This window comes from Halomonas dongshanensis (genome assembly GCF_024790395.1).
GTDB lineage: Bacteria > Pseudomonadota > Gammaproteobacteria > Pseudomonadales > Halomonadaceae > Vreelandella > Vreelandella dongshanensis.
In genome coordinates, this window is sequence record NZ_JAJISC010000003.1 from 294,890 (window position 1) to 314,208 (window position 19,319).

The 19,319-nt window shown below is 55.7% G+C and carries 20 protein-coding genes; 13 read left to right on the top strand and 7 right to left on the bottom strand.

What is annotated here, in order from left to right:
* Positions 1–132 precede the first annotated feature (132 nt).
* Entirely contained in the window at positions 133–3,255 is a 3,123-nt protein-coding gene (locus LLY24_RS08115; protein WP_259035781.1) for an efflux RND transporter permease subunit, read from the bottom strand.
* 8 nt (positions 3,256–3,263) lie between these two features.
* Positions 3,264–4,286, bottom strand: a complete 1,023-nt coding sequence (locus tag LLY24_RS08120; RefSeq protein WP_259035969.1) for an efflux RND transporter periplasmic adaptor subunit — start codon at positions 4,284–4,286, stop codon at positions 3,264–3,266.
* A gap of 184 nt (positions 4,287–4,470) precedes the next feature.
* On the opposite strand from LLY24_RS08120, the gene LLY24_RS08125 reads away from it, so the two are divergent.
* On the top strand, positions 4,471–5,931 hold the full coding sequence (locus LLY24_RS08125) for an efflux transporter outer membrane subunit (protein ID WP_259035782.1): 1,461 nt from the start codon (positions 4,471–4,473) through the stop codon (positions 5,929–5,931).
* Positions 5,932–5,960: 29 nt separating this feature from the next.
* Here the strand turns inward: LLY24_RS08125 and LLY24_RS08130 are convergent, their stop codons facing one another.
* Genes LLY24_RS08130 through LLY24_RS08140 form a run of 3 tightly spaced genes read right to left on the bottom strand, consistent with a single transcriptional unit; the run spans position 5,961 to position 7,838 of the window.
* Positions 5,961–6,281 (bottom strand): antibiotic biosynthesis monooxygenase family protein, encoded by a 321-nt coding sequence (locus LLY24_RS08130; RefSeq protein ID WP_259035783.1) that lies wholly within the window; start codon positions 6,279–6,281, stop codon positions 5,961–5,963.
* A complete protein-coding gene (locus tag LLY24_RS08135; protein WP_345799644.1) occupies positions 6,278–7,297 on the bottom strand; it encodes a GlxA family transcriptional regulator in 1,020 nt (339 codons plus the stop codon). Before LLY24_RS08135 ends, LLY24_RS08130 begins: the two co-directional genes overlap by 4 nt.
* The gene (locus LLY24_RS08140) at positions 7,272–7,838 is read right to left on the bottom strand and encodes an isochorismatase family protein (RefSeq protein WP_259035785.1); all 567 of its coding nucleotides are present in this window, start codon (positions 7,836–7,838) and stop codon (positions 7,272–7,274) included. Before LLY24_RS08140 ends, LLY24_RS08135 begins: the two co-directional genes overlap by 26 nt.
* Before the next feature lie 157 nt (positions 7,839–7,995).
* Here LLY24_RS08140 and LLY24_RS08145 point away from each other — a divergent pair, with 157 nt between their 5' ends.
* Positions 7,996–8,493 carry an O-acetyl-ADP-ribose deacetylase gene (locus tag LLY24_RS08145; RefSeq protein WP_259035786.1) on the top strand — a complete coding sequence of 166 codons (498 nt, stop codon included), beginning with the start codon at positions 7,996–7,998 and terminating at the stop codon, positions 8,491–8,493.
* Between the two features lie 106 nt (positions 8,494–8,599).
* Complete coding sequence (locus tag LLY24_RS08150) at positions 8,600–9,430, top strand: bifunctional transcriptional activator/DNA repair enzyme AdaA (protein ID WP_259035787.1); 831 nt, start codon at positions 8,600–8,602, stop codon at positions 9,428–9,430.
* 25 nt (positions 9,431–9,455) lie between these two features.
* Here LLY24_RS08150 and LLY24_RS08155 read toward each other — a convergent pair whose 3' ends face one another.
* The gene (locus tag LLY24_RS08155; RefSeq protein WP_259035788.1) at positions 9,456–10,376 is read right to left on the bottom strand and encodes a glutaminase; all 921 of its coding nucleotides are present in this window, start codon (positions 10,374–10,376) and stop codon (positions 9,456–9,458) included.
* A 238-nt stretch (positions 10,377–10,614) separates the two neighbouring features.
* Here LLY24_RS08155 and LLY24_RS08160 point away from each other — a divergent pair, with 238 nt between their 5' ends.
* The 7 genes from LLY24_RS08160 (at position 10,615) to LLY24_RS18410 (ending at position 15,483) form a co-directional block, all read left to right on the top strand.
* Positions 10,615–11,055 carry a YtoQ family protein gene (locus LLY24_RS08160; protein WP_259035789.1) on the top strand — a complete coding sequence of 147 codons (441 nt, stop codon included), beginning with the start codon at positions 10,615–10,617 and terminating at the stop codon, positions 11,053–11,055.
* Between the two features lie 481 nt (positions 11,056–11,536).
* On the top strand, positions 11,537–12,118 hold the full coding sequence (locus LLY24_RS08165) for a hypothetical protein (protein WP_259035790.1): 582 nt from the start codon (positions 11,537–11,539) through the stop codon (positions 12,116–12,118).
* A 141-nt stretch (positions 12,119–12,259) separates the two neighbouring features.
* Complete coding sequence (locus tag LLY24_RS08170; protein WP_259035791.1) at positions 12,260–13,171, top strand: toll/interleukin-1 receptor domain-containing protein; 912 nt, start codon at positions 12,260–12,262, stop codon at positions 13,169–13,171.
* 95 nt (positions 13,172–13,266) lie between these two features.
* The gene (locus LLY24_RS08175; protein ID WP_259035792.1) at positions 13,267–14,175 is read left to right on the top strand and encodes a DUF5677 domain-containing protein; all 909 of its coding nucleotides are present in this window, start codon (positions 13,267–13,269) and stop codon (positions 14,173–14,175) included.
* A 67-nt stretch (positions 14,176–14,242) separates the two neighbouring features.
* On the top strand, positions 14,243–14,698 hold the full coding sequence (locus tag LLY24_RS08180) for a hypothetical protein (RefSeq protein WP_259035793.1): 456 nt from the start codon (positions 14,243–14,245) through the stop codon (positions 14,696–14,698).
* Positions 14,699–14,731: 33 nt separating this feature from the next.
* Positions 14,732–15,166, top strand: a complete 435-nt coding sequence (locus LLY24_RS08185; protein WP_259035794.1) for an HIT family protein — start codon at positions 14,732–14,734, stop codon at positions 15,164–15,166.
* Positions 15,167–15,264: 98 nt separating this feature from the next.
* A complete protein-coding gene (locus LLY24_RS18410; protein WP_486606399.1) occupies positions 15,265–15,483 on the top strand; it encodes a GFA family protein in 219 nt (72 codons plus the stop codon).
* Positions 15,484–15,593: 110 nt separating this feature from the next.
* On the opposite strand, the gene LLY24_RS08190 is transcribed toward LLY24_RS18410, so the two are convergent.
* Positions 15,594–16,790, bottom strand: a complete 1,197-nt coding sequence (locus LLY24_RS08190) for a DEAD/DEAH box helicase (protein ID WP_259035795.1) — start codon at positions 16,788–16,790, stop codon at positions 15,594–15,596.
* A 564-nt stretch (positions 16,791–17,354) separates the two neighbouring features.
* Here LLY24_RS08190 and LLY24_RS08195 point away from each other — a divergent pair.
* From LLY24_RS08195 to LLY24_RS08205, 3 genes are all read left to right on the top strand, one after another.
* On the top strand, positions 17,355–17,723 hold the full coding sequence (locus tag LLY24_RS08195; RefSeq protein ID WP_259035796.1) for a DUF3703 domain-containing protein: 369 nt from the start codon (positions 17,355–17,357) through the stop codon (positions 17,721–17,723).
* Positions 17,724–18,057: 334 nt separating this feature from the next.
* On the top strand, positions 18,058–18,378 hold the full coding sequence (locus LLY24_RS08200; RefSeq protein WP_259035797.1) for a hypothetical protein: 321 nt from the start codon (positions 18,058–18,060) through the stop codon (positions 18,376–18,378).
* Positions 18,379–18,584: 206 nt separating this feature from the next.
* Positions 18,585–19,316, top strand: a complete 732-nt coding sequence (locus LLY24_RS08205; RefSeq protein WP_259035798.1) for a glucose 1-dehydrogenase — start codon at positions 18,585–18,587, stop codon at positions 19,314–19,316.
* Positions 19,317–19,319 lie beyond the last annotated feature (3 nt).

Sequence of the window (19,319 nt, forward strand, 5' to 3'; positions counted from 1 at the left end):
TTTACATTCTTTTTGCCATTTTATGCGGCTATTGACCCGCTTGAAAGCGTACTGCGTAGTTTGTTTAGCAATTAGTGTAGGCCTCGAAAGGTTCGAGGCCTGGTGGTTCGCTTGAAAAGTATGGCGTACCTGCTAGGCGCTTGCTCGTTTCTCATCGACCTCATCGCATTTGATGCCAAAGAAGAGCGAGTAGAGTACCGGCACGGCAATCAGCGTGAGAATCGAAGCAAACGCCAGTCCGCCCATGATGGTAATCGCCATGCTGTTGAAGAAGGCGTCCCAAAGAAGCGGGATCATTCCGAGAATCGTCGTGCCCGCAGCGAGAAATACCGGGCGCAGGCGGCTGATACTGGCATCAACCAGCGCGGTGAAGCGCGGGGTGCCTTCGCCGATTTGCGCATCGATTTCATCGACCAGGACGATGGCGTTTTTCATCAGCATGCCGGAAAGACTCAGCATGCCCAAGAGCGCAGTGAACGAGAAGGGCAGGCCGGTAATCAGTAGCCCCATGACTACCCCGCACACCGACATGGGCACTACCAGCCAGACGATCAAGGGCTGTCTGAGCTTGCCGAAGAGCAGAATCGAGGTGAGTACCATGATCAGAAAGCTCACCGGCAACTGCTGGTTGAGGGATTCCTGCGCATCACCAGAATCCTCGTGCTCGCCGCCCCACTCGAGCCGGTAGCCGGGTGGTAGCTCGATCGCCTCGATTTCGGCGCGCACGGCGTCGAAAGCTTGAGCCGCCGTATGGCCCTCACGCGGTTCGGCGCCCACGGTGAGGGTGCGTACCCGGTTGCGCCGCTGGATCAACGCCTCTTCGCTGCGGGTCTCGAAACCATCTACGACTTGGCTCAGGGGGATGAACTGCTGCTGTGATTGGCTGTAGACCTGTCGGTCGTTCAATAGCGCTACATCATTGCGCTCTTCGCTAGGCGCCCGAGCGGTAATGGGGATCAAGTGCTCGCCCTCGCGGTAGGTGCCTGCTTGCACGCCGGAGGAGGCAAACTGCAGCGCTTGGGCGATATCCTCTCGGGTGACGCCAGCGATACGCGCACGCTGTTCGTTGATCACTGGAGCGACGATCAGTTCGCGCTGGCGCCAATCGATGCGTGCGTCGATGACCAGCGGGTTCGCGGCCATGCGTCGTTGCGCCTCGGCGCCGAGTTCGCGCAGCACGGAAGGCGAGGGCCCTTGAAAGCGAGCCTCTATATCGGCGCCATCACCGGGGCCGAACTGTAGCCGCTGGGTGCGTACCTGGGCATTGGGGTAGCGCTCGCTGAGCTCTTTATAGAAGGTGCGGTCAAGTTCAGGAATGGCGTCTAGCTCGTTGGTACGCACGATGAACTGCGCGTAAGCGCTGTTGGGCTGCTCCGGCGAGTAGGTGAGCATGAAGCGCGTCGCCCCCTGGCCGATGAAGCTTGCCACGGATACCACGCCGTCATGCTCGCGAATATAGGCGTCGATTTCCTCGGCGTCGCGCACGGTGGCGCGAATATCGGTGCCTTGAGGAAGCTCGTAGTTGATGAAGAAGATAGGCGTACTGGAGTCGGGGAAGAACGATTGCGGCACCAGGGTAAACGCCCACATGCATACGCCGGTAATGACCACGAGCCCCGCCACGGTGATGACGCGCACCCTGAGCGCGGCGAGCAGAATGTTCCGGTAGAGGCGATAGATGACGCTGCCGATGCCGCGCTTCGAGTCCTTTTCTTCTTCTCTCTCTCCCTCTTCGGCCTCGCCTTGCTCCTCTTCGCTCTCGTCTTGTTCACCCTTCTTGCGCAGCAGGTAATAACCGAACAGCGGGGTGACGGTGAGCGCTAGCAGCCAGCTCAGCATTAGCGATACCAGGATCACCACGAACAGCGAGAACATGAACTCGCCGGTCACGTCATTGGAAAGACCAATGCCAGCAAAGGCCATGATGCCGATCAGGGTCGCGCCGAAAAGCGGCATTTGGGCGCGCTTGGCGGCGGCACTGGCTGCTCGCTTGGCCTTCATGCCGTTCTTGATATTGGTGACCATGCCCTCGGCGACCACGATGGCGTTGTCCACCAGCATGCCCATGGCGATGATCAAGGCGCCAAGAGAAATACGCTCCATCTCGATGTTGAAAATACCCATGACGAACAGCGTGCCCAGCACCGTAAGGAGCAGTGTGCTGCCTACGACCGTGCCAATTTTCCAGCCCATCACCAGGCATAGCACGCCAATGACGATGGCCACCGACATCGCCAGATTGAGCAGGAAGTCGTTGATGGCGTCATTGACCACGTTGTGTTGCTCATAAAGCGGATGCAGCTCCACACCCAAGGGAATACGGCTTTGCAGCTCTTCCATCCGCGCTTCCACCGCCTCGCCGATCTCGATGATGTTCTCGGTGGCAGTGCCCGAAATAGCCAAAGTGAAGGCGGGCTCGCCGTTGTAGCGAATTACCTGATTGGGCAGCGAGGTGGGCTGTCTATAGATGGTGGCGATATCCGCCAGGGCTACCTGTTCGGTAGAGCCTGCCCGGCCGATGCGGATCGACTCCAGCAGCGTCGTGCTGTCGATGTGCGAACGCGCGACCAAGCGCACTTGGCGGTCGCCTACCCGTAGCGTGCCAGCATCCGTGACGGCGTTTTCCGTCTGGATGGTATCGATCACTTGGTCGATAGGAATACCGAGCGTGGTCAGGCGCTCGTTGGAGATGTCGATGTAGATGGTCTCTTCGCGCTCGCCCGCGGAGGTGACTCTGGCCACGCCCGGCACGGCAAGAAGTTCGCGCTGAAGGAAGGTCGAGATGTCACGGATCTCACGGGTGGTGAAGCCTTCGGCGGTTACCGCGTAGAACAGCCCATACACCTCGCCGAAGTCGTCGTTCACTTGGGAGCCAACCACTCCCTGAGGAAGATCTCCCTGGGCATCGTTGACCTTGCGGCGCAGTTCGTCCCAGATTTGCGGCAGCTCATTGCTGCCGTAGGTATCTTGAATCTCCACCTGGATTTCGGAGCGCCCGGGCAAGGATTTTGAGTCGAGCACATCGATTTGGGGCATCTCCTGAATTGCCCGCTCCAGACGCTCGGTGACCTCCTCCTCGACCTCTTCGGCGGTGGCGCCGGGGTAGGGAGTATTGATGATGGCGTAAGGAATGGTGAAGGACGGGTCTTCGAGTTTCCCAACGGCGTTGAATCCCCATATTCCGCCGAGCAGGCAGATCACCACGATCAGCCAGGTAATGATCGGCTTTTCGATCGAGCGTTTTGCGATATCCATATGGCCCCCTACAGCGCGGCGTCGAGTGGTTTGACCCGCATGCCGTCGCGCAGCCGATGCGCGCCAGCGGCCACCACCGAGACATCGGCCTCAAGGCCACTGGTGATCAGCACGCTATCGTCCAGGGTCTCGCCTACGGTGACCTTATGCGGCGATACCACCCCTTCATCGGGGTCATACACCCAAACGCGAAAATCGCCGTTCTCGTCGCTGTCCAGAGCGCTTGCTGGAAGTGTGATCAAGGGGTTATCGATGCGCTGCTCGAGCGCTAAATAGACCGTTGCCGTGGTGCCGGGCAGGGCGATCAGCGGCGTGCCGCTTTGCGGCGCGAACTCCACCTCGAAGGTCTGAGCAACTTCGTCGGGCTCGGTGGCGTGTTCTCGATACTCGAGCGGAATGCGCTCTCCTGGAAGCGTGGCGATCTCGGCCTCGGCGGTGAAGCGCTCGCCGCTATTTAAGTGCTGCATCAGCGCTTGGGGTACGTTGAAGCGAACGCGCAGCTCCGAAATGTCCTGAATGCGCACTACTTCCGTATTGGGCGGTACGGTGGTGTAGTTCTCGACCAGGCGCCGGGCAACGAGCGCATCGAAGGGGGCGAGAAGGGTCGTGTATTCGAGCTCCTGGCGGGCGCTATCGAGTTGGGTATCGGCACGGTTGAACTCCGCCACGGCGCTGTCGAGGTTGGCTTGGGAGGCGGCACCTTGCGCGCGCAGCGTGCGTTGGCGCTCCAGGTTGCGTCGGGCCTGCTCGAAATCCGCCTCGGCGGCACGTACCTGAAGCGCAAAATCGGTCTGATCGAGGCGAGCGATCAGTTCGCCCTGTGGGATGGTTTGGCCCTGTATGGCGGGAAACTCGACAATCCGCCCGCCGACCTGAAAGGCGTAGTCAACGGTACTTCGAGCCTCTACACGGCCAACGAAGCGCCGTTCAGGAAAAACGTCGGGCTGGCGTGCTTCTACCAGTTTGACCACCTGAGCGGGTGGGTCCTGAGGTTCTTCGTCATCTCCACAGCCGGTAATGGCCAAGGGCATCAACAAACAAAGTATCCATGGTAAAACCGGCCTCATCAAAGCCTCCCTGCTCATGAGTCGAAGATAACGAGAAAAGGTGTCGTCTCGAAAGCTAACCACTATAGTAGGTAGCCGGTGCCGTGACGAACAGTCGTTTAAAAATGATGGAGAAAGCCGCACGCCAGCGGCGCAAGAAGGAGTGTCGATGTATCAGGGACGTAATGTCCGCCGTCTAGTGGCGGCGTTGGCCGTAGCCGTACTTAGCGGCTGTACCGTGGGCCCGGACTACCAGCGCCCGGCGCTGGAGCTGCCTGACGAGTTGCCCGCCCAGGTGACCCTGAGCCAGACCGATCGCCAAGCGTGGCGTCACTGGTGGCACCAGTTCGAGGACCCCAACCTCAACGCACTGGTGGAGCGTGCCACCGACGATAGCCTGGAGCTCGCCGTGCAGCTTGCACGCATCCAACAGGCCCGCGCTGAGCTTGGTCTGGCCGACGCCGAGTTCTTCCCGACCGTGGGCTATCAGCTGGAGGCCAACCGCGAGCGTACACCCGGCGCTTCGATTCCCATCGACATCGAGCCCGTGCAAGATCTGCTCACGTCCACCAATGACCAGTTCTCGATAGCCGGTAGCCTCGAATACGAGCTGGATCTCTGGGGGCGGCTTGCCCGCCAGCGAGAGGCCGCCTTGGCGACCTTCAGCGAGAGCATTTTTGCCCGCGATGCCGCAGAAATCGGCGTCATCGCCGATGTAGTCACTACCTATTTCGATCTCAAGAACGCCCAGGCCCAGCAGCGGATTCTGGAGGAGACCGAAGCGACATACGCCGAAACCTTCCGGCTACAAAAACTGCGTTTCGATGTGGGCGACATCAGCGAGCTCGAGTTCCGCCAAGCCGAAGCCGAGTGGCGCGGCGTGCGCAGCGAACTGCCCCAGGTCACCCAGCAGGTGGAAACCCTAAAAGGGGCGCTGGCCATTCTGGTTGGGCTCACCCCACGGGAATTAATGAATGAGCTCGACTACGGCGACACCACGCTTGAGGCCATCGTCGAACCCCAGCGCTTACCCCAGCTTCTTCCCTCGGAGCTTTTACAGCGCCGCCCGGATATTCGCTCTGCCGAAGCCACGCTCATGGCGGCCAATGCGCAAGTCGGCGTAGCCGAAGCCGCTCGGCTGCCTTCGATCAACCTCAACGCGTCACTGGCAAGTGTGGCCGCGAATTCGAGCGACTTGTTCACCGACAACGCCCGCTCTTGGGGGCTAGGGGCGTCAATCGTCGGCCCGTTGCTGGATTTTGGCCGTACCCGCGCCAACGTCGAAAGTGCCGAGGCCCAGGTGGAGCAAGCAGAGGCCCAGTATCGCCTTACCGTGCTGACCGCCTTCAACGAGGTGCGCGACGCGCTCAACAACTATGCGCTAACGGGCGAACGTGTCGACGCCGTAGAACAGCAGCTCGCCGCTATCGAGCGCGCTCGCGATCTCGCGGTGCTCACCTATGATCAGGGCCAAACCAGCATGCTCGAACGCCTCGACGCCGAACGCTCGCTGCTCTCCGCCAAGCTCGACCGCGCCGACGTACAAAGCGAACGCCTAGCCGCCTTGGCTACCTTGTTCAAGGCATTGGGTGGCGGCTGGGAAAGTGGTTCGTCCGTGCCTTCTTCATAACCTTTACATAAGGGTAGTCTCGCCCCGATTCAGCTCATGACGCTTTCGTAATCACGCTCGACCTTGGCGATACGGGTCTTGAAGTGGCGATACCATTGAACGTGACCTAGGCGCTGGGCTTGCTGATGTTCAGCGTGAGCTTTCCACGCCTTAATGGAGGCCAAGTCCGCCCAGTAGGAGACTGTAACGCCTGTCTCATTGCGGGCGGACTCTACGCCGAGAAATCCCGGCTGTTCGGCAGCGAGAGTGGCCATGCGCTCGGCGGTTTCGTCGTAGCCATTTTCAATGTCGGTACGTAGCGAGGTAAAGATGACGGCGTAATAAGGCGGCTCGGGAGTCTTGGCAATCATGCAGGTTCGCTCATTGAAGAAGAGTGGGTAAGCCGCCATACGCTGGGCGGTACTTTTTCGTCTCGAGCCCAATGGCGGCGCAGCTGGCGTTCATCGCCGAAGCCGGTGGCTTCGGCGATGTGGGCTAGCGTCCAGGTCGTTTCCGTCATTAGCGACTTGGCGCGCTGGAGCCGCAGGCCTTTGATGTAGTGGCCGACCGCCATGCCCGTTAGCGCGGTAAAGCGCCGACGAAAGTGACGTTCGCTCATCGCGGCGTGTTCGGCAAGTTGGTCTATTCGCCAGGGATTTGCTGGGGCAGCGCACATCGCGTCCTGTACGCGGTGAATACGTTCGTCCACATGGTTGCGCCCCGCAAGCCAGGCGCCCAACTGCGGCTCTTGCCCACTGCGACGCAGGTAGAGCACCATCTCGCGGGCGACGGCGAGCGCCAATGAGTGCCCGCAGGTGTGGGTGAGCCAGTGAAGCATAGTATCGATCCCCGTCGAGATACCGGCGCTGGTCAGAAAGCGCCCATCCTCGGCGAAGATACAATCTTTTTGCACTTTGGCGCGGGGAGCCTGCTGACGAAGCTGGTCGAGTAGCGTGTGGTGGGTCGTACAGCGGCGCTGATCGAGCAAGCCCGCCTGGGCTAGCAACAGTGTTCCCGAACACACCGTCATCAAAGTGCGAGCGGCGTGGGCATTGGCCATAAGCCAAGCAATACACTCGTGTTGAATAAGAGGGTCGATGGCGCTTCGGTATTGTCCAGGAATCAAAAGAAGATCCTGGGGCGTCAGGGATTCTGGCAGTGGGTCGATACCGCTCAGCGTCAAAGGCCCCAGCCAGGGCATTACCGCGCTGGGGCCGATGTAGCTAAGCGCTATATCGAGCGATAGACGCCGAGCGCATTCGAGCACCTGCAAGGGGCCAATCAGATCCAATGGAACTTGGCCTGGCATCATTAAGACGGCGACCCGCAGGGTGGTAGTTTTGCTCGGGTGCTTTGGCGTTTCACTTAGGGGCATTACGCCACTCATCGATCAGGGTGTGGGTATCGATGATACGGGCAAATCGCGTCTCCAGCACCAGCTCCGTACGTGCCTTGATATCTTCCGCGGACCAAGTCACTCCGTTTCGAGTCATTGCAAAAGTGAGCGTAGCATCACTAACGAAATCGACGCTGAAGCCTAGATCGGATGCCACTCGCGCGGTAGTTTCACAGCACTGCTCGGTACGAATACCGCTAATGACGAGGTGCGTAATATCGCGTTCGCGCAACCACCGTTCGAGCGTCGTGCCGGTGAAGGCGTTGTGCACACGCTTATGAAACGTCGCTGTCGCCGCATCCGCAAAGCCTTCGAGCGGACGAATCAGGCCATGAGCAGGATCAAAAGGGCCGTTACTATCGGTCTCTTCGTGCAGAATACGGAGTATTGGCACCGCGTGCGTTTGGGCAGCGTCTAGCAGCGCGCGCTGCTTTGGGCGCCACGCTTCTGCCGGTATATCGTCCCAATACTCTTTTGCGGGAAATGAGGCTTGCACATCGATGAGCAGTAGGGCGCTTTGATGTTCTAACATGTTGATTCGTCCTCTAGCATTGAAGTGAACATCAAGCGTAAAAGGATATGAGCCGCTCAGCGATGCGGCTAACGGCCAGGAAGCGGACAATTTCGGCCATGATGTCGTGCGACGGCTATGTTGTGCAGCCGCTTCCTTCGATCTAAAGGAGACACTCATGCAACTCAACGCTATCCAGGCCGATATCACCACCTTGGAGGTCGACGTGATCGTCAATGCGGCGAATCAGTCTCTTCTGGGCGGTGGCGGGGTCGATGGGGCCATTCACCGCGCCGCCGGGCGCGAGCTGTTAGCGGCGTGCCGTCAGCTGGGCGGCTGTGCTACGGGAGAGGCCAAACTTACCCAAGGCTTTGCGCTTCCCGCCCGCTATGTGGTTCACGCGGTAGGGCCGGTTTGGCACGGCGGTAATCGCGGCGAGGCGGAAAACCTGGCCAACTGCTACCGGCGCGCCATTGCGCTCGCTGAGTCAGTCGAGGCACACTCCATTGCCTTTCCCAGCATAAGCACTGGCGTTTATCGTTTTCCCATCGAGCAGGCCGCCGAGATCGCGGTCAGTACCGTCAAAGCGTCGCTTGAAGCGGGCTCATCCATTAAGGAAGTCACGTTCTGCTGCTTTTCTGCCGATGACCTTGCGGTCTATCAGGCGCTGTTGTGACGACCTGGGCGGGTGATCAAGTGAGTAAACTAACACTGCGCAAGATTCGGGTCGGCAGAGGTGGCGTATTCGCTTAACCTTGGCGAAGCCAACCAAGGAGCGAGCGATGGACGACTACGGGCGTATCGAAAAGGCGATGGCCTATATGGTGGATAACGCCGTGCACCAGCCGGATTTAGCCAGCATCGCGGCGCAGGTTCATCTGAGCATGTTCCATTTTCAGCGCCTCTTTCGCGACTATGTTGGCGTCTCGCCAAAGCGTTTTTTGCAGGCGCTGACGCTCGAACGGGCCAAGCGCTTGATTGCCTCCAACGTATCGCTGCAAGAAGCATCTGATGCGGTGGGGCTGAGCGGTGGCTCGCGGCTTTACGACCACTTCGTCACGCTCGAGGCGGTCTCGCCCGGAGAGTACAAGAAAAAGGGTGAGGGCATCGAGATTGCCTACGGCATTCACCCAACGCCTTTCGGTGCTATGCTGGTGGCCACTACGCATCGCGGTATTTGCCGTATGGGTTTCATAGATGCTGCCGGAGTCGATGAGCAGCTCGCGCTGCTTTCGAGCCAGTGGCCGAAAAGCCAGCTGGTGCTCGACCCCGCCGCTACGCGAGCGCCCATTGAGGCGCTGTTTGGCGTTAACTCAGGCTGTTCCGGTGCGCTCTCCCTCTACGTGACCGGCACCAATTTTCAAATCGCGGTATGGCGGGCGCTGCTGAGTGTTCCCGATGGGCAGTTGGCAAGCTATGGGCAAATCGCCCAGGTGGTGGGTAAGCCTCGGGCTTCCCGTGCGGTAGGTAGTGCCATCGGCGCCAACCCGGTGGCGCTATGGATACCCTGCCACAGGGTCATTCAACAAAGCGGCGCGCTGGGCGGCTACCGCTGGGGCTTGGCTCGCAAGCAGATGGTGCAAGCCTGGGAAGAGAGCCGCGAGCCCTGCTGAGAGCCTACTGAAAAGCGTTTCGCGCCTAGTGACCAAACACCGACCACTGCGTGCGCTGAGCGAACATCTCCAACGCCTTCACGCCCAGTAGGCTATTGCCTTGCTCATCGAGCCCCGGCGACCAAACGGCGATGGCACCGTGCCCTGGCGCGATGGCGAGAATACCGCCGCCCACGCCACTCTTGCCCGGCAGACCCACGCGAAAGGCGAACTCACCCGAAGCGTCGTAGTGACCGCACATCATCATCAAAGAGTTGATCCGCCGTGCCCGTTGGGGCGAAACCACGCGCAGCCCGCTGGGCTTGTTGACGCCATCGGAGGCCAAAAAGAGCCCCGCGTGGGCCAGCTGTTCGCAGCTCATGGCGATGGCGCACTGGTGAAAGTACGTGCCCAGCACCTTATCGACATCGTGGCGCAGGCGGCCGAATGCCTTCATGAAATGGGCAAGCGAAGCGTTACGATCGCGGTGGGCCATCTCCGAGGCGGCGACTTTGGCATCGAAGCAGATGCGCTCGTCATCGGCGATGTAGCGCACGAAGCTCAAGATTTCGGCCAGCGTCTCCTTCGGCGCGTGGCCCATCATGATGGCGTCTACCACGGCAATGGCCCCCGCGTTGATGAAGGGATTACGCGGCTTGCCGCCTTCGTGCTCCAACTGCACGATGGAGTTGAAAGGGTCACCGGATGGCTCGCGGCCCACGTTGGCCCAAAGCCCATCGCCAAGCTTGCCCAGCGCAATGGTGAGGGTGAACACCTTGGAGATACTTTGAATCGAGAACGGCGTAGTGGCACTGCCCGCTGAGTAGTGTTGGCCGTCTACGGTCGCGAGCGCGATACCGAACTGCTGAGGGTCGACGTGGGCAAGTTCGGGAATGTAATCCGCCACCTTGCCACGCTCGGTTTCCTTGGCCATGGCCGCCGTAATGTCGTCGAGTAGCGTCTGCATGGGCACCTTGCGCGCGTTGAAAAACCGCCACCTTAGCGAAAAAGCGCGGCCTTGTCTGCGAAGGGGAGGGAGGAGGACAGCCGGGGCACCTTAAAGAGGCCGACATTCATCGCCTCATATCTGCCATCGGTGTCACTATGGAAGGTTTTTCCATAGAATATCTCCATGTTCTTTTGCCACGCCCATACACGCAATCGCTTGGCAGCCCATCGTTCACCGTTCATCCAAGGAGAGCTTAATGAGCTTTTACGTCTACCTATCCGGCGAGATCCACACCGACTGGCGCGAAGAGATCCAACGCGGCGCCGAGGCAGCAGGCCTGGATATCGTCTTCACCGCCCCGGTCACCGACCACGACGCCAGTGACGCCGCCGGCGACCACCTTGGCAAACAAGAAAACGCCTTCTGGCGCGACCATCAGTCATCGAAAGTCAACGCCATCCGCACCCGCACGCTAATTGAGCAGGCGGACTTGGTCGTCGTACGCTTTGGCGACAAGTACAAGCAGTGGAACGCCGCCTTTGACGCTGGCTACTGCTCGGCGCTGGCCAAGCCGTATATCACGCTGCACAGCGAGGATATCGTTCACCCGCTCAAGGAAGTCGACGCTGGTGCGCAGGCCTGGTGTACCACCACTGGGCAGGTAGTGGAAACGCTGAAGTACGTGCTGAAAGATTAATCCCTTCCCGCAGGCCCCAGCGGCCTGCACTTCAATTCTTGTTAAAACTACTTCCTTCACACTTCACACCCCATACGTAGCGTGGCGTAACGCTTGACGAGGAACGAGTCAAAAGGCACCCGCGAAGGCAGCGCTAGCTGCCCTGATACTGGCACAGCGCTTATGCAACTCATCTGTTGCAACAATCTCTTCGGAAGTAAGTCTCCTGCCTAACATTTCACTCAGGCCTACGACCTATTGCTGACCGCTGCCACTGAATTACCACGTGACCGAAGGTAAATTCGTGGATAGAGTATGATTGGAATGAGCAAAACGAGCGGGCACGCGAATAATGGATATGCTGCGTGATAATTGATGAGTTGTATTAGAATCAGTACGTTATGGTTTTTGCCCAGGCTATATAACACCAATAAACGCGCCGACGCTCTTATTGATGTTATGCAGCTGGGTATATAATCACTGTTAGGCGAGAAAAACTATTATGGAAATTTCAGGCTCTACAGCAGCAGGAGTAATTAGGGTTGGCTTGCAGGTGGTTTCAAGCCATAAGAAACCCATGCTGGAATTTTATTACGAGGTTCGGAATAGATTTGGTCCTGAGCACGAATATGAAATGCCAGTGGGAGTGAGTGGGAAAGAAACTAAAACGCAAAAAACTCGGTTTCAAGATATTTTCATTCAGTTCTACGTGGTAAACATTGGGGGAAACAGGGCAGAAAATATAGAATTTGAGGTGTCGGGGAAATTGCAGAGAAACAGACCAAGGGAATCACTGGGTGAGATAATGGAAACCGAAATTCCTCAGATGGCACCGGGTCAGATAGTTCATTTATTTAGATTTGATGATCACGACCTAAATATTTATCCAGGGGGCGGAGGAAAACCGCTTGGAATAAAAGCGGAAGAATTGAGAATAGTCGCAAAATATAGCGCATCTCCATCGCTTCTGAATTGGATCTTTTCTATACACCGAAAAATACTTAGAAAGAAGCAGTATAAGTCGGTTTTTGTTTTCAAGCCGCAAATGGTATGCGGTGACTTACCTCCAGCTGAGTATGCGTAATTCGCCTAACAAAGCAAGGCAGTCGGACGGATTTTCCGTTCCTTGTTTTGCGGTTTGGCGCTACGCTACTGCAAACAATCCACTACAAAGCCGCAGCTGCTTGCGGCGTTATGCAAGATTAAAACAGGCAATGGAGTAAGAATGTCTATCTCAACAATTTCAAGTTTGATTGCTAGGTTGCAAAAAGAAATATCAGATCTCCATCACAAAATGAGTTTGGAGACAAAAAAGGAGTCTGACTGTGGGAGCCGGATCGGGCAAATTGAAAGGAGTATCACCAAAAGCACTAGTATTAGCACTCTGAAAAGCAAAAGCGCTGAAGTCCAAAGAAAGCAGTCTGAAATAGCTAAGATACAAGTAAACAAATCGGGTCTTTATAAAAAGCTATCCGACAAAGAAGGGCAGTTGCTAAAGGCTAAGCAAGATCTTCTTAAGGAAGAGGAAAAGGAACGTAAAAAGCAAGCTGTTGCCGACGAGAGAGAAAGGAAAAAACTAGCAGATATAGAAAAGAGGCATCAGAGAGAGCAGCTTGAATATCAGCGACGGTTGCGAGCAGAGATCAATCAAACTGCGAATATGGCTGCTTCTGTGAAAGAGTTGGCGAGCACCCAAAACGTTTCGCATACAAATATTGTGAAATATGACTTGTTTATATCCCATGCCTCAGAAGATAAGGAAGAATTTGTTCGTCCGCTCGCTGAAACGCTAGAGAATATTGGGGTCAAAGTATGGTATGACGAATTCACTTTGAAAGTTGGTGACAGCTTGCGAAAAAGCATAGATCAAGGGTTGGTAAACTCGAGATTTGGAACAGTGATTCTATCATCTGCTTTTTGTTCGAAGAATTGGACACAGTACGAGCTTGACTCTATGGTTGCGCGGGAAATGAATGGACATAAAATGATATTGCCGATATGGCACAAAATAACAAAGAATGAAGTTATTAATTTTAGTCCAGCACTTGCGGATAAAGTGGCGCTAAACACTTCTTTGCAGAGCATTGAGGAAATCGCCGGAGAGCTTGCAGAGGTAATTTTGGGAGCAAAGGCATAACAATGCGCTGCTACGGAAAATTTACTCGCTGGCGCTCCTAAACTTCCGCAGAGCGCGGCGTTATACAGCAACGAGGCTCCAATTGAGTAAAAGTGATGGCAACCGAAGCTGATTCGCCAGACAAGGCATCCGCCCAGTCGATGCTTGACGAGCTAAGCATAGTTATCGATCAGTTGACTCGCGCTACGATCAATGACAAGGGAATATTTGGTTGTGCCCTGCGCGCATGCGTTGCAAAGAGCTTCGAGTTCACCTCGCTAGCACATCAGAAACCGCCTCCTCCGCACGGATTCTTTATTACGGCAACGCTGCGAGGAATCTGCGAAGATCTAATTACTTTCTCGTTCTTAAATGATCTCTCAGAGGTTGATCGCGTAGAGGCCCTGCACCTTCTCATGAGCACCAACATTGCTGAGGGAATAAATGCCCAGAGCGCATTCTTCAAGGCGATGCGCCCATGGCAGCCGGTAGTTCAGCCTCCAAAAATTGAGAAAGACACGGAGCAAAGGCTACGCGTCTTGTCGGCAAAGTTAGGTTGGTCAGGTCGTCAGGCTTGGCCAACTGTTTGGTATATGGCAAAAGCCACAAATCTTCACGATCTCTACAGCTACTTGTACTCCACAACATCGAAATGGGTGCACTTTAGTCCGCAGATATTGCTGAGAATGGGTTGGGGGGGCACCCTAGAGGACGTCGGGGATCATACTGAATGGGTGTTCTCAACGAAGAATTTCACTCAGTACTACGTAGAATTCAATCGCACCTACTCTCTTTTTCTACTTTTAAGGCTTTTTCGTGGACCTGCGGCTTCTCTTTTGCCAGATGGCGCTGCGAAGATAATTGACGCTCTTGAAAGCTTCCTTAACGAACCTCTGCGCTGGCCTGAGGCTGTTACCTACGAAGAGTTGAACATTGATGGGCCAAAGTCATTCATGAGGATTCTTCTACGAGCAGCTCATGAATCCCCAAAGGAGAATGGTAATGATCCTGAGCCAGCTGCATAACAATTCATTCAAGCCGACCCCGCTTCGCGGATCGGCTTAACTCAGGAGTTAGGGCTCAAGGATATATATGAAAATTCCCACGGATCTAGAAATATTAAATACGATATACCGCATGTATTATTCTGACTTTTCTGCTTTTGAAAGAGGCGATGGGTCTCGGGCTTCGAAAATCTATGTTCCGATTGACTGCAAGGAAATTGCTGGCAGACTTAAAGTTGATCCTGATATTGTTTTTGGCCGCTTGTACTACCACTTGGAGAAGCGGTACGGTTACAAAAAAGATGATGGGAGTAATGTACATTTCTTTGCTTTCAAAGTTGGAAGTGACTCGAAGTGTGTAAATTTTCCACTTATGACCTCCGTTTTGGCTGGCTTGCGTCAAGAGAAAAGGAAATTTTGGATCGGAACAGCAATAGCTGTTCTTGCGCTAATTGTTTCAACAGTCTCATTGACCGTTTCAGTTACGCAGTCGGCAGGCTCTAACAAGCCAATGCATCCGACCGCTGAAGCGGCGGCTGATTAAGGCGTTATACACTTCCATGAGTCGGAGAAATCAGTGACCCCAACCTACGACACTAATAATATTTTCGCAAAAATCATCGCCGGAAAGGCCCCCTGTATAAAGGTCTATGAAAATGATTTAACGCTCGCATTCATGGATGCAATGCCGCAGAAGGATGGTCACGTATTAGTAGTACCCAAGGAGCAAGCGGTCACCATTTACGATCTATCTCCAGAAGCTGCTCAAGCATGCATGCTAACCGTTCAGAAAGTTGGTAAAGCTATCGAGCGGGCTATGGGGGTGACTGGGTCAACCATATTTCAGCATAATGGCTCATCTGCCGGTCAGACTGTGGGGCATTTTCATTTTCATATTTTTCCAGGTCCTTTGTCGGTGATAAAAGACCATGGCGTACAGTTTGAAGAGGTTGATAAGCTTAACGAGATAGCTGCATTGATCATTGCACAATTAGAAAGCCCACATGCATAACAAGTGCAGGCATGGCGCCAATCGCTACATTACGTCTCCTGCTCTATTTTGTTCGTGGGCGTGCGTGCTGCAAGCGTAATACATAGCGAGTTAAAAAAATGGCCCTATCAGGCAGCTGCCTCTGCGGCGGCGTTCAATACGAAATAACCGGCCCTCTTACTGACATCTACCACTGCCACTGTTCAATGTGCCGCAAGCTTCACGCGGCCGTGTTTCGAACCTGTGCCAAGGTGCAGGCCAGTGACTGGCAAACCGTCAGTGGGGAAGGGCTGCCCAAGAGTTACGAGTCGTCGCCGAGAGAGTTCAAGGTGTCGTAGGCAATAAGGCGCCGTGGATCGATATTACCGACGCCTTACCCCAATTCACCGAGAATGGCTAAGATAGAACTGCTTGCGCTCGATACCATTTTTGAAGCCCAGCTCAAACCTCAACGCTTGCCTTTTTTGACGTGGTTCAATTTCGACACGGGAACTTCCTTACGCACCGGAAAGCCTTCGATCTCCCGCCGTTCGATGACGCTGTTCAAGCGCTTTTCGATGGCGCACAGGTTCTTGAAGTCGCTGATGTCCACCAGCGAGATGGCCTCGCCCGAGGCACTCGCGCGGCCGGTTCGGCCGATGCGATGGATGTACTCTTCCGGCGGGAAGGGGAGATCGTAGTTCACCACGCGACTGAGTTCGTCGATATCCAGGCCCCGGGCGGCGACGCCGGTGGCGACCAGGTACTTGAGCTCGCCGGATTTGAATTGACCCAGCACGGTTTCGCGCATGGCCTGGCTTCGGCCGCCGTGAATGGAGTCCGCTTTTATGCCACGTTTTTCCAGCTGCGCCACCAGCTTCGCCGCGCTGTGCTTCTTCTCGACGAAAATCAGCGCCTGATCCCACTGCCGTTCGTTGATCAGGTGGCTCAGAAGGGCGGATTTCGTGTCCTTATCTACGGTGATCAGCCACTGCTCGATAGTGGCGGCAGCGCGAACGCTGGGCGTAATGGAGATCTCCACCGCCGTCTCGCTCTTCTTGCTGGCAGAAAAGCCGTGAGCCAGCGCGCGAACCTCATGGCTCATGGTGGCGGAGAACAGCAGGTTTTGGCGGTTTCCCGGCAGGCGCACCATGATCTTATGAATGTCGTCGACGAAGCCCATGTCGACCATTCGGTCCGCTTCGTCCAACACCAGCGCTTTCAGCTCGTCGAAGTGCAGCGCCCGCTGATGCGCCAAATCCAGCAGCCGCCCCGGTGTGGCGACCAGGATATCGACGCCTTCGATCAGCCGCTCTTTCTGGGGCTGAGTATCCACGCCGCCGTACACGGCCAGAGAGGTCAGGGGCAGGTGCTTGGCGTACTCGGCCACACTAGCCTCGACCTGAATCGCGAGCTCCCGGGTCGGCACCAGAATCAGCGCGCGGATGCGTTTGGCGCGAAGTGTTTCCGCTTGGCTGAACCGCTCCAGCAGCGGCAGCACGAAAGCGGCAGTTTTGCCGGTGCCGGTTTGCGCGGTGGCGATCACGTCCTTACCCGCGAGAACGGCGGGAATCGCCTGTTCCTGGATGGGCGTCGGCGCCTTGTAATCCGACTCGGCCAGGGCTTGAACGAGAGGCGTGGATAAACCGAGTTGTGCAAATGGCATAGGGCGCTCTGACGGATCGTCTTGGATGGGGTCGAAAATCAACAGGGCGGGCAGTATAGCGCAAATGCCGCCGTTCGAGGCTCGGCGTGTTGGGTGTCTGAGATATGACGATGCATGAAAACGTGGCGTGAAGCTAGAGTCGGCACTCGTTTGGCACTGAGAGATCCAGCGCGTTGGCGAAAATTGCCTTCACCGCTTCAGTCACCGACTACTGCGACAGTGACGCCGACTACGCTTCAATTCCTCTATTAAGCTTCCAATTCACACGTAGCGTGGCGTAACGCTTGACGAGGAACGAGTCAAAAGGCACCCGCGAAGGCAGCGCTAGCTGCCTAGGCCCTGTCCTTTTCAGCGTGACCTAATCTGGATTTAGGAATAAAGTGGGGTGATCATTGGTTAAGTAAGCGAGCAAGCGAGATTTTGTAATGCTGCCAGGTTTTTTTTAAGGGCTATAAGTCAGTGTTTTTTAATTTTGCTCGATAACATCAGTAAACGTGCTGACTTGTTTATCAATATTATGTGGCGCCTATATAACCACTGTTATAACCCTACGAGGAGATTGACATGCAAGGTTCTTTTACAAAGCGAATAGCTTCCTATGTCAAGTCAGAGCTGGAGAGCTCGACGAGGGCAAGATCAGCCGCTAATACTCAGAAAGAATTTTACCATCTGGAACGGGCACATGTGCTTGGGCAAGAATCAACGTACTGGCACGTTAAGGTCCATTTTTTAATGCTGATGTGGGCTGCTCGTAACTATTCAGTTAGAGAAATGTTAGGTCAGATTTTTCGTATTGTTGGTGCTGCAACTAAAACCGCATTCGGGTTGGTCCCTCAAGGCAATACGGGTGGCGCAAACGTCAGTCCGTTCAAGAAAATGCCAATAGCACCAGATTTGGCCGCGTTGGTTCATAAGGCTAAGTCTGGTGTATGACCATACGCGTCACGCGGACGGTTTTTTTATTTGCTTCACTCTGAAAAGTCAGCTAGTGAACTCTGCGTTAAATATCTATGATCGATTACGGTAAATTCCGAGGGTAGAGCGAGTTCAAAACTCTGCGCCAATCAGTCTTCAATCTACTGACATGGCTATCTAGCGTTTACCCCTTTCGCGGGTGCCTCGCTGGCGCTCGTTACGCCACGCTACAATTTTTTTCTATTTTGCGGTTCTGTGGAACATTTACGAATGTGCTTTTGCGGGATGAAGGTTCATTAATTGTCGAGAAAAGTCAGTAAACACTTCGAAAGAAAACTTATTGGAAAGCACCATGCCGATTCCCATCTACATTCTCGATGACCGCTACGAAGTGACTACCCACCCTCATGAAATGCGCATGTCGCTGTGGGTCTATGCGCCGGTCATTGTCGAGCGCGCAACGCAACGCGTCATACTGGATCTCTCGGGTAGCCTTTGGGATCTGCGCCGGGTCGCGGAAGGCGAGGGGCGCATCATTCTGACCCTTGCGCGCTATCCCGAAGGCGTCCGGGAGTACGTTATCGAGGTAGACCCGATCAAATCTACTGTTATTGTTCAAGGTAGCACTTATGCGCTTGCCCATATCGACACTGCACTAAGCGCTATTGGTTAGCACTTGGGTTGCCTTCTACCAGCTGCATTTCCCAAAAGCCCAAGGTGTGACCATTGTCGATCGCTTACATCGAATAGGTTTTGGGCGCGCCCTCATCCAACTGTGCCGTAACGGAGTCGTACTCGTAGGTGCCGGTTTCGTCTTGGCCTATGAGCGTTCGCTAACGTTTATCCATGGCGCGTAACGCGTTAATGAAGGAGGCTGCTATGAGCAAGGTCGTGATTATTACCGGGGGAGGCCGGGGCATTGGGGCGGCAACCGCGCAGCTGTTGGCCGGGCAAGGCTACGCCGTTGGCGTCAACTATTTGAAAAACCAAGAGGCGGCGCAGAGCGTGGTCAGCGCCATTCGTGCAGCGGGTGGCCGCGCCGTGGCCGTGCAGGCGGATGTCTCTAACGAGGCGGAAGTTGACGCACTGTTTGAAAAAACGCAGCAGGCGTTGGGCCAAGTGACGCATCTGGTCAACAATGCGGGCATTCTTTTCACCCAGTCCACCCTTGCCGAGATCAGCACCGAGCGGTTTCAGAAGGTGCTCACTACCAATGTGATGAGTGCCTTTTTGTGCGCCAAGGCGTTCATCCATCAGTGCCAGGGGCCGGGGGCGATCGTCAACGTTTCGTCCGGGGCGGCAAAAAGCGGCTCACCCTTTGAGTATGTCGACTATGCCGCCTCCAAAGGGGCGATGGATACCATGACCAAGGGGCTTTCACTAGAGCTCGCCGGGCAAGGGATTCGTGTTAACGGGGTGCGCCCAGGCTTCATTCATACCGATATGCACGCCGATGGCGGCGAGCCGGGGCGGGTCGAGCGGTTGGCGCCGCAGATTCCGCTCAAGCGCGGCGGCACCCCTAAAGAGGTGGCTCAGGCCATTGTCTGGCTTCTTTCCGATGAAGCGTCTTATGTCACGGGCTCTTTCATCGATCTGGCAGGTGGGCGCTAGCAG

Bases quoted from the DNA above. Each gene is read 5' to 3' on its own strand.
- LLY24_RS08180 (WP_259035793.1), top strand. From the start codon at position 14,243: ATGAAAATTCCCACGGATCTAGAAATATTAAATACGATATACCGCATG.
- LLY24_RS08165 (WP_259035790.1), top strand. From the start codon at position 11,537: ATGGAAATTTCAGGCTCTACAGCAGCAGGAGTAATTAGGGTTGGCTTG.
- LLY24_RS08190 (WP_259035795.1), bottom strand. From the start codon at position 16,790: ATGCCATTTGCACAACTCGGTTTATCCACGCCTCTCGTTCAAGCCCTG.
- LLY24_RS08115 (WP_259035781.1), bottom strand. From the start codon at position 3,255: ATGGATATCGCAAAACGCTCGATCGAAAAGCCGATCATTACCTGGCTG.
- LLY24_RS08145 (WP_259035786.1), top strand. From the start codon at position 7,996: ATGCAACTCAACGCTATCCAGGCCGATATCACCACCTTGGAGGTCGAC.
- LLY24_RS08170 (WP_259035791.1), top strand. From the start codon at position 12,260: ATGTCTATCTCAACAATTTCAAGTTTGATTGCTAGGTTGCAAAAAGAA.
- LLY24_RS08150 (WP_259035787.1), top strand. From the start codon at position 8,600: ATGGACGACTACGGGCGTATCGAAAAGGCGATGGCCTATATGGTGGAT.
- LLY24_RS08200 (WP_259035797.1), top strand. From the start codon at position 18,058: ATGCCGATTCCCATCTACATTCTCGATGACCGCTACGAAGTGACTACC.
- LLY24_RS08175 (WP_259035792.1), top strand. From the start codon at position 13,267: ATGGCAACCGAAGCTGATTCGCCAGACAAGGCATCCGCCCAGTCGATG.
- LLY24_RS08120 (WP_259035969.1), bottom strand. From the start codon at position 4,286: ATGCCCTTGGCCATTACCGGCTGTGGAGATGACGAAGAACCTCAGGAC.
- LLY24_RS08205 (WP_259035798.1), top strand. From the start codon at position 18,585: ATGAGCAAGGTCGTGATTATTACCGGGGGAGGCCGGGGCATTGGGGCG.
- LLY24_RS08195 (WP_259035796.1), top strand. From the start codon at position 17,355: ATGCAAGGTTCTTTTACAAAGCGAATAGCTTCCTATGTCAAGTCAGAG.
- LLY24_RS08155 (WP_259035788.1), bottom strand. From the start codon at position 10,376: ATGCAGACGCTACTCGACGACATTACGGCGGCCATGGCCAAGGAAACC.
- LLY24_RS08130 (WP_259035783.1), bottom strand. From the start codon at position 6,281: ATGATTGCCAAGACTCCCGAGCCGCCTTATTACGCCGTCATCTTTACC.
- LLY24_RS08135 (WP_345799644.1), bottom strand. From the start codon at position 7,297: ATGAGTGGCGTAATGCCCCTAAGTGAAACGCCAAAGCACCCGAGCAAA.
- LLY24_RS18410 (WP_486606399.1), top strand. From the start codon at position 15,265: ATGGCCCTATCAGGCAGCTGCCTCTGCGGCGGCGTTCAATACGAAATA.
- LLY24_RS08125 (WP_259035782.1), top strand. From the start codon at position 4,471: ATGTATCAGGGACGTAATGTCCGCCGTCTAGTGGCGGCGTTGGCCGTA.
- LLY24_RS08140 (WP_259035785.1), bottom strand. From the start codon at position 7,838: ATGTTAGAACATCAAAGCGCCCTACTGCTCATCGATGTGCAAGCCTCA.
- LLY24_RS08160 (WP_259035789.1), top strand. From the start codon at position 10,615: ATGAGCTTTTACGTCTACCTATCCGGCGAGATCCACACCGACTGGCGC.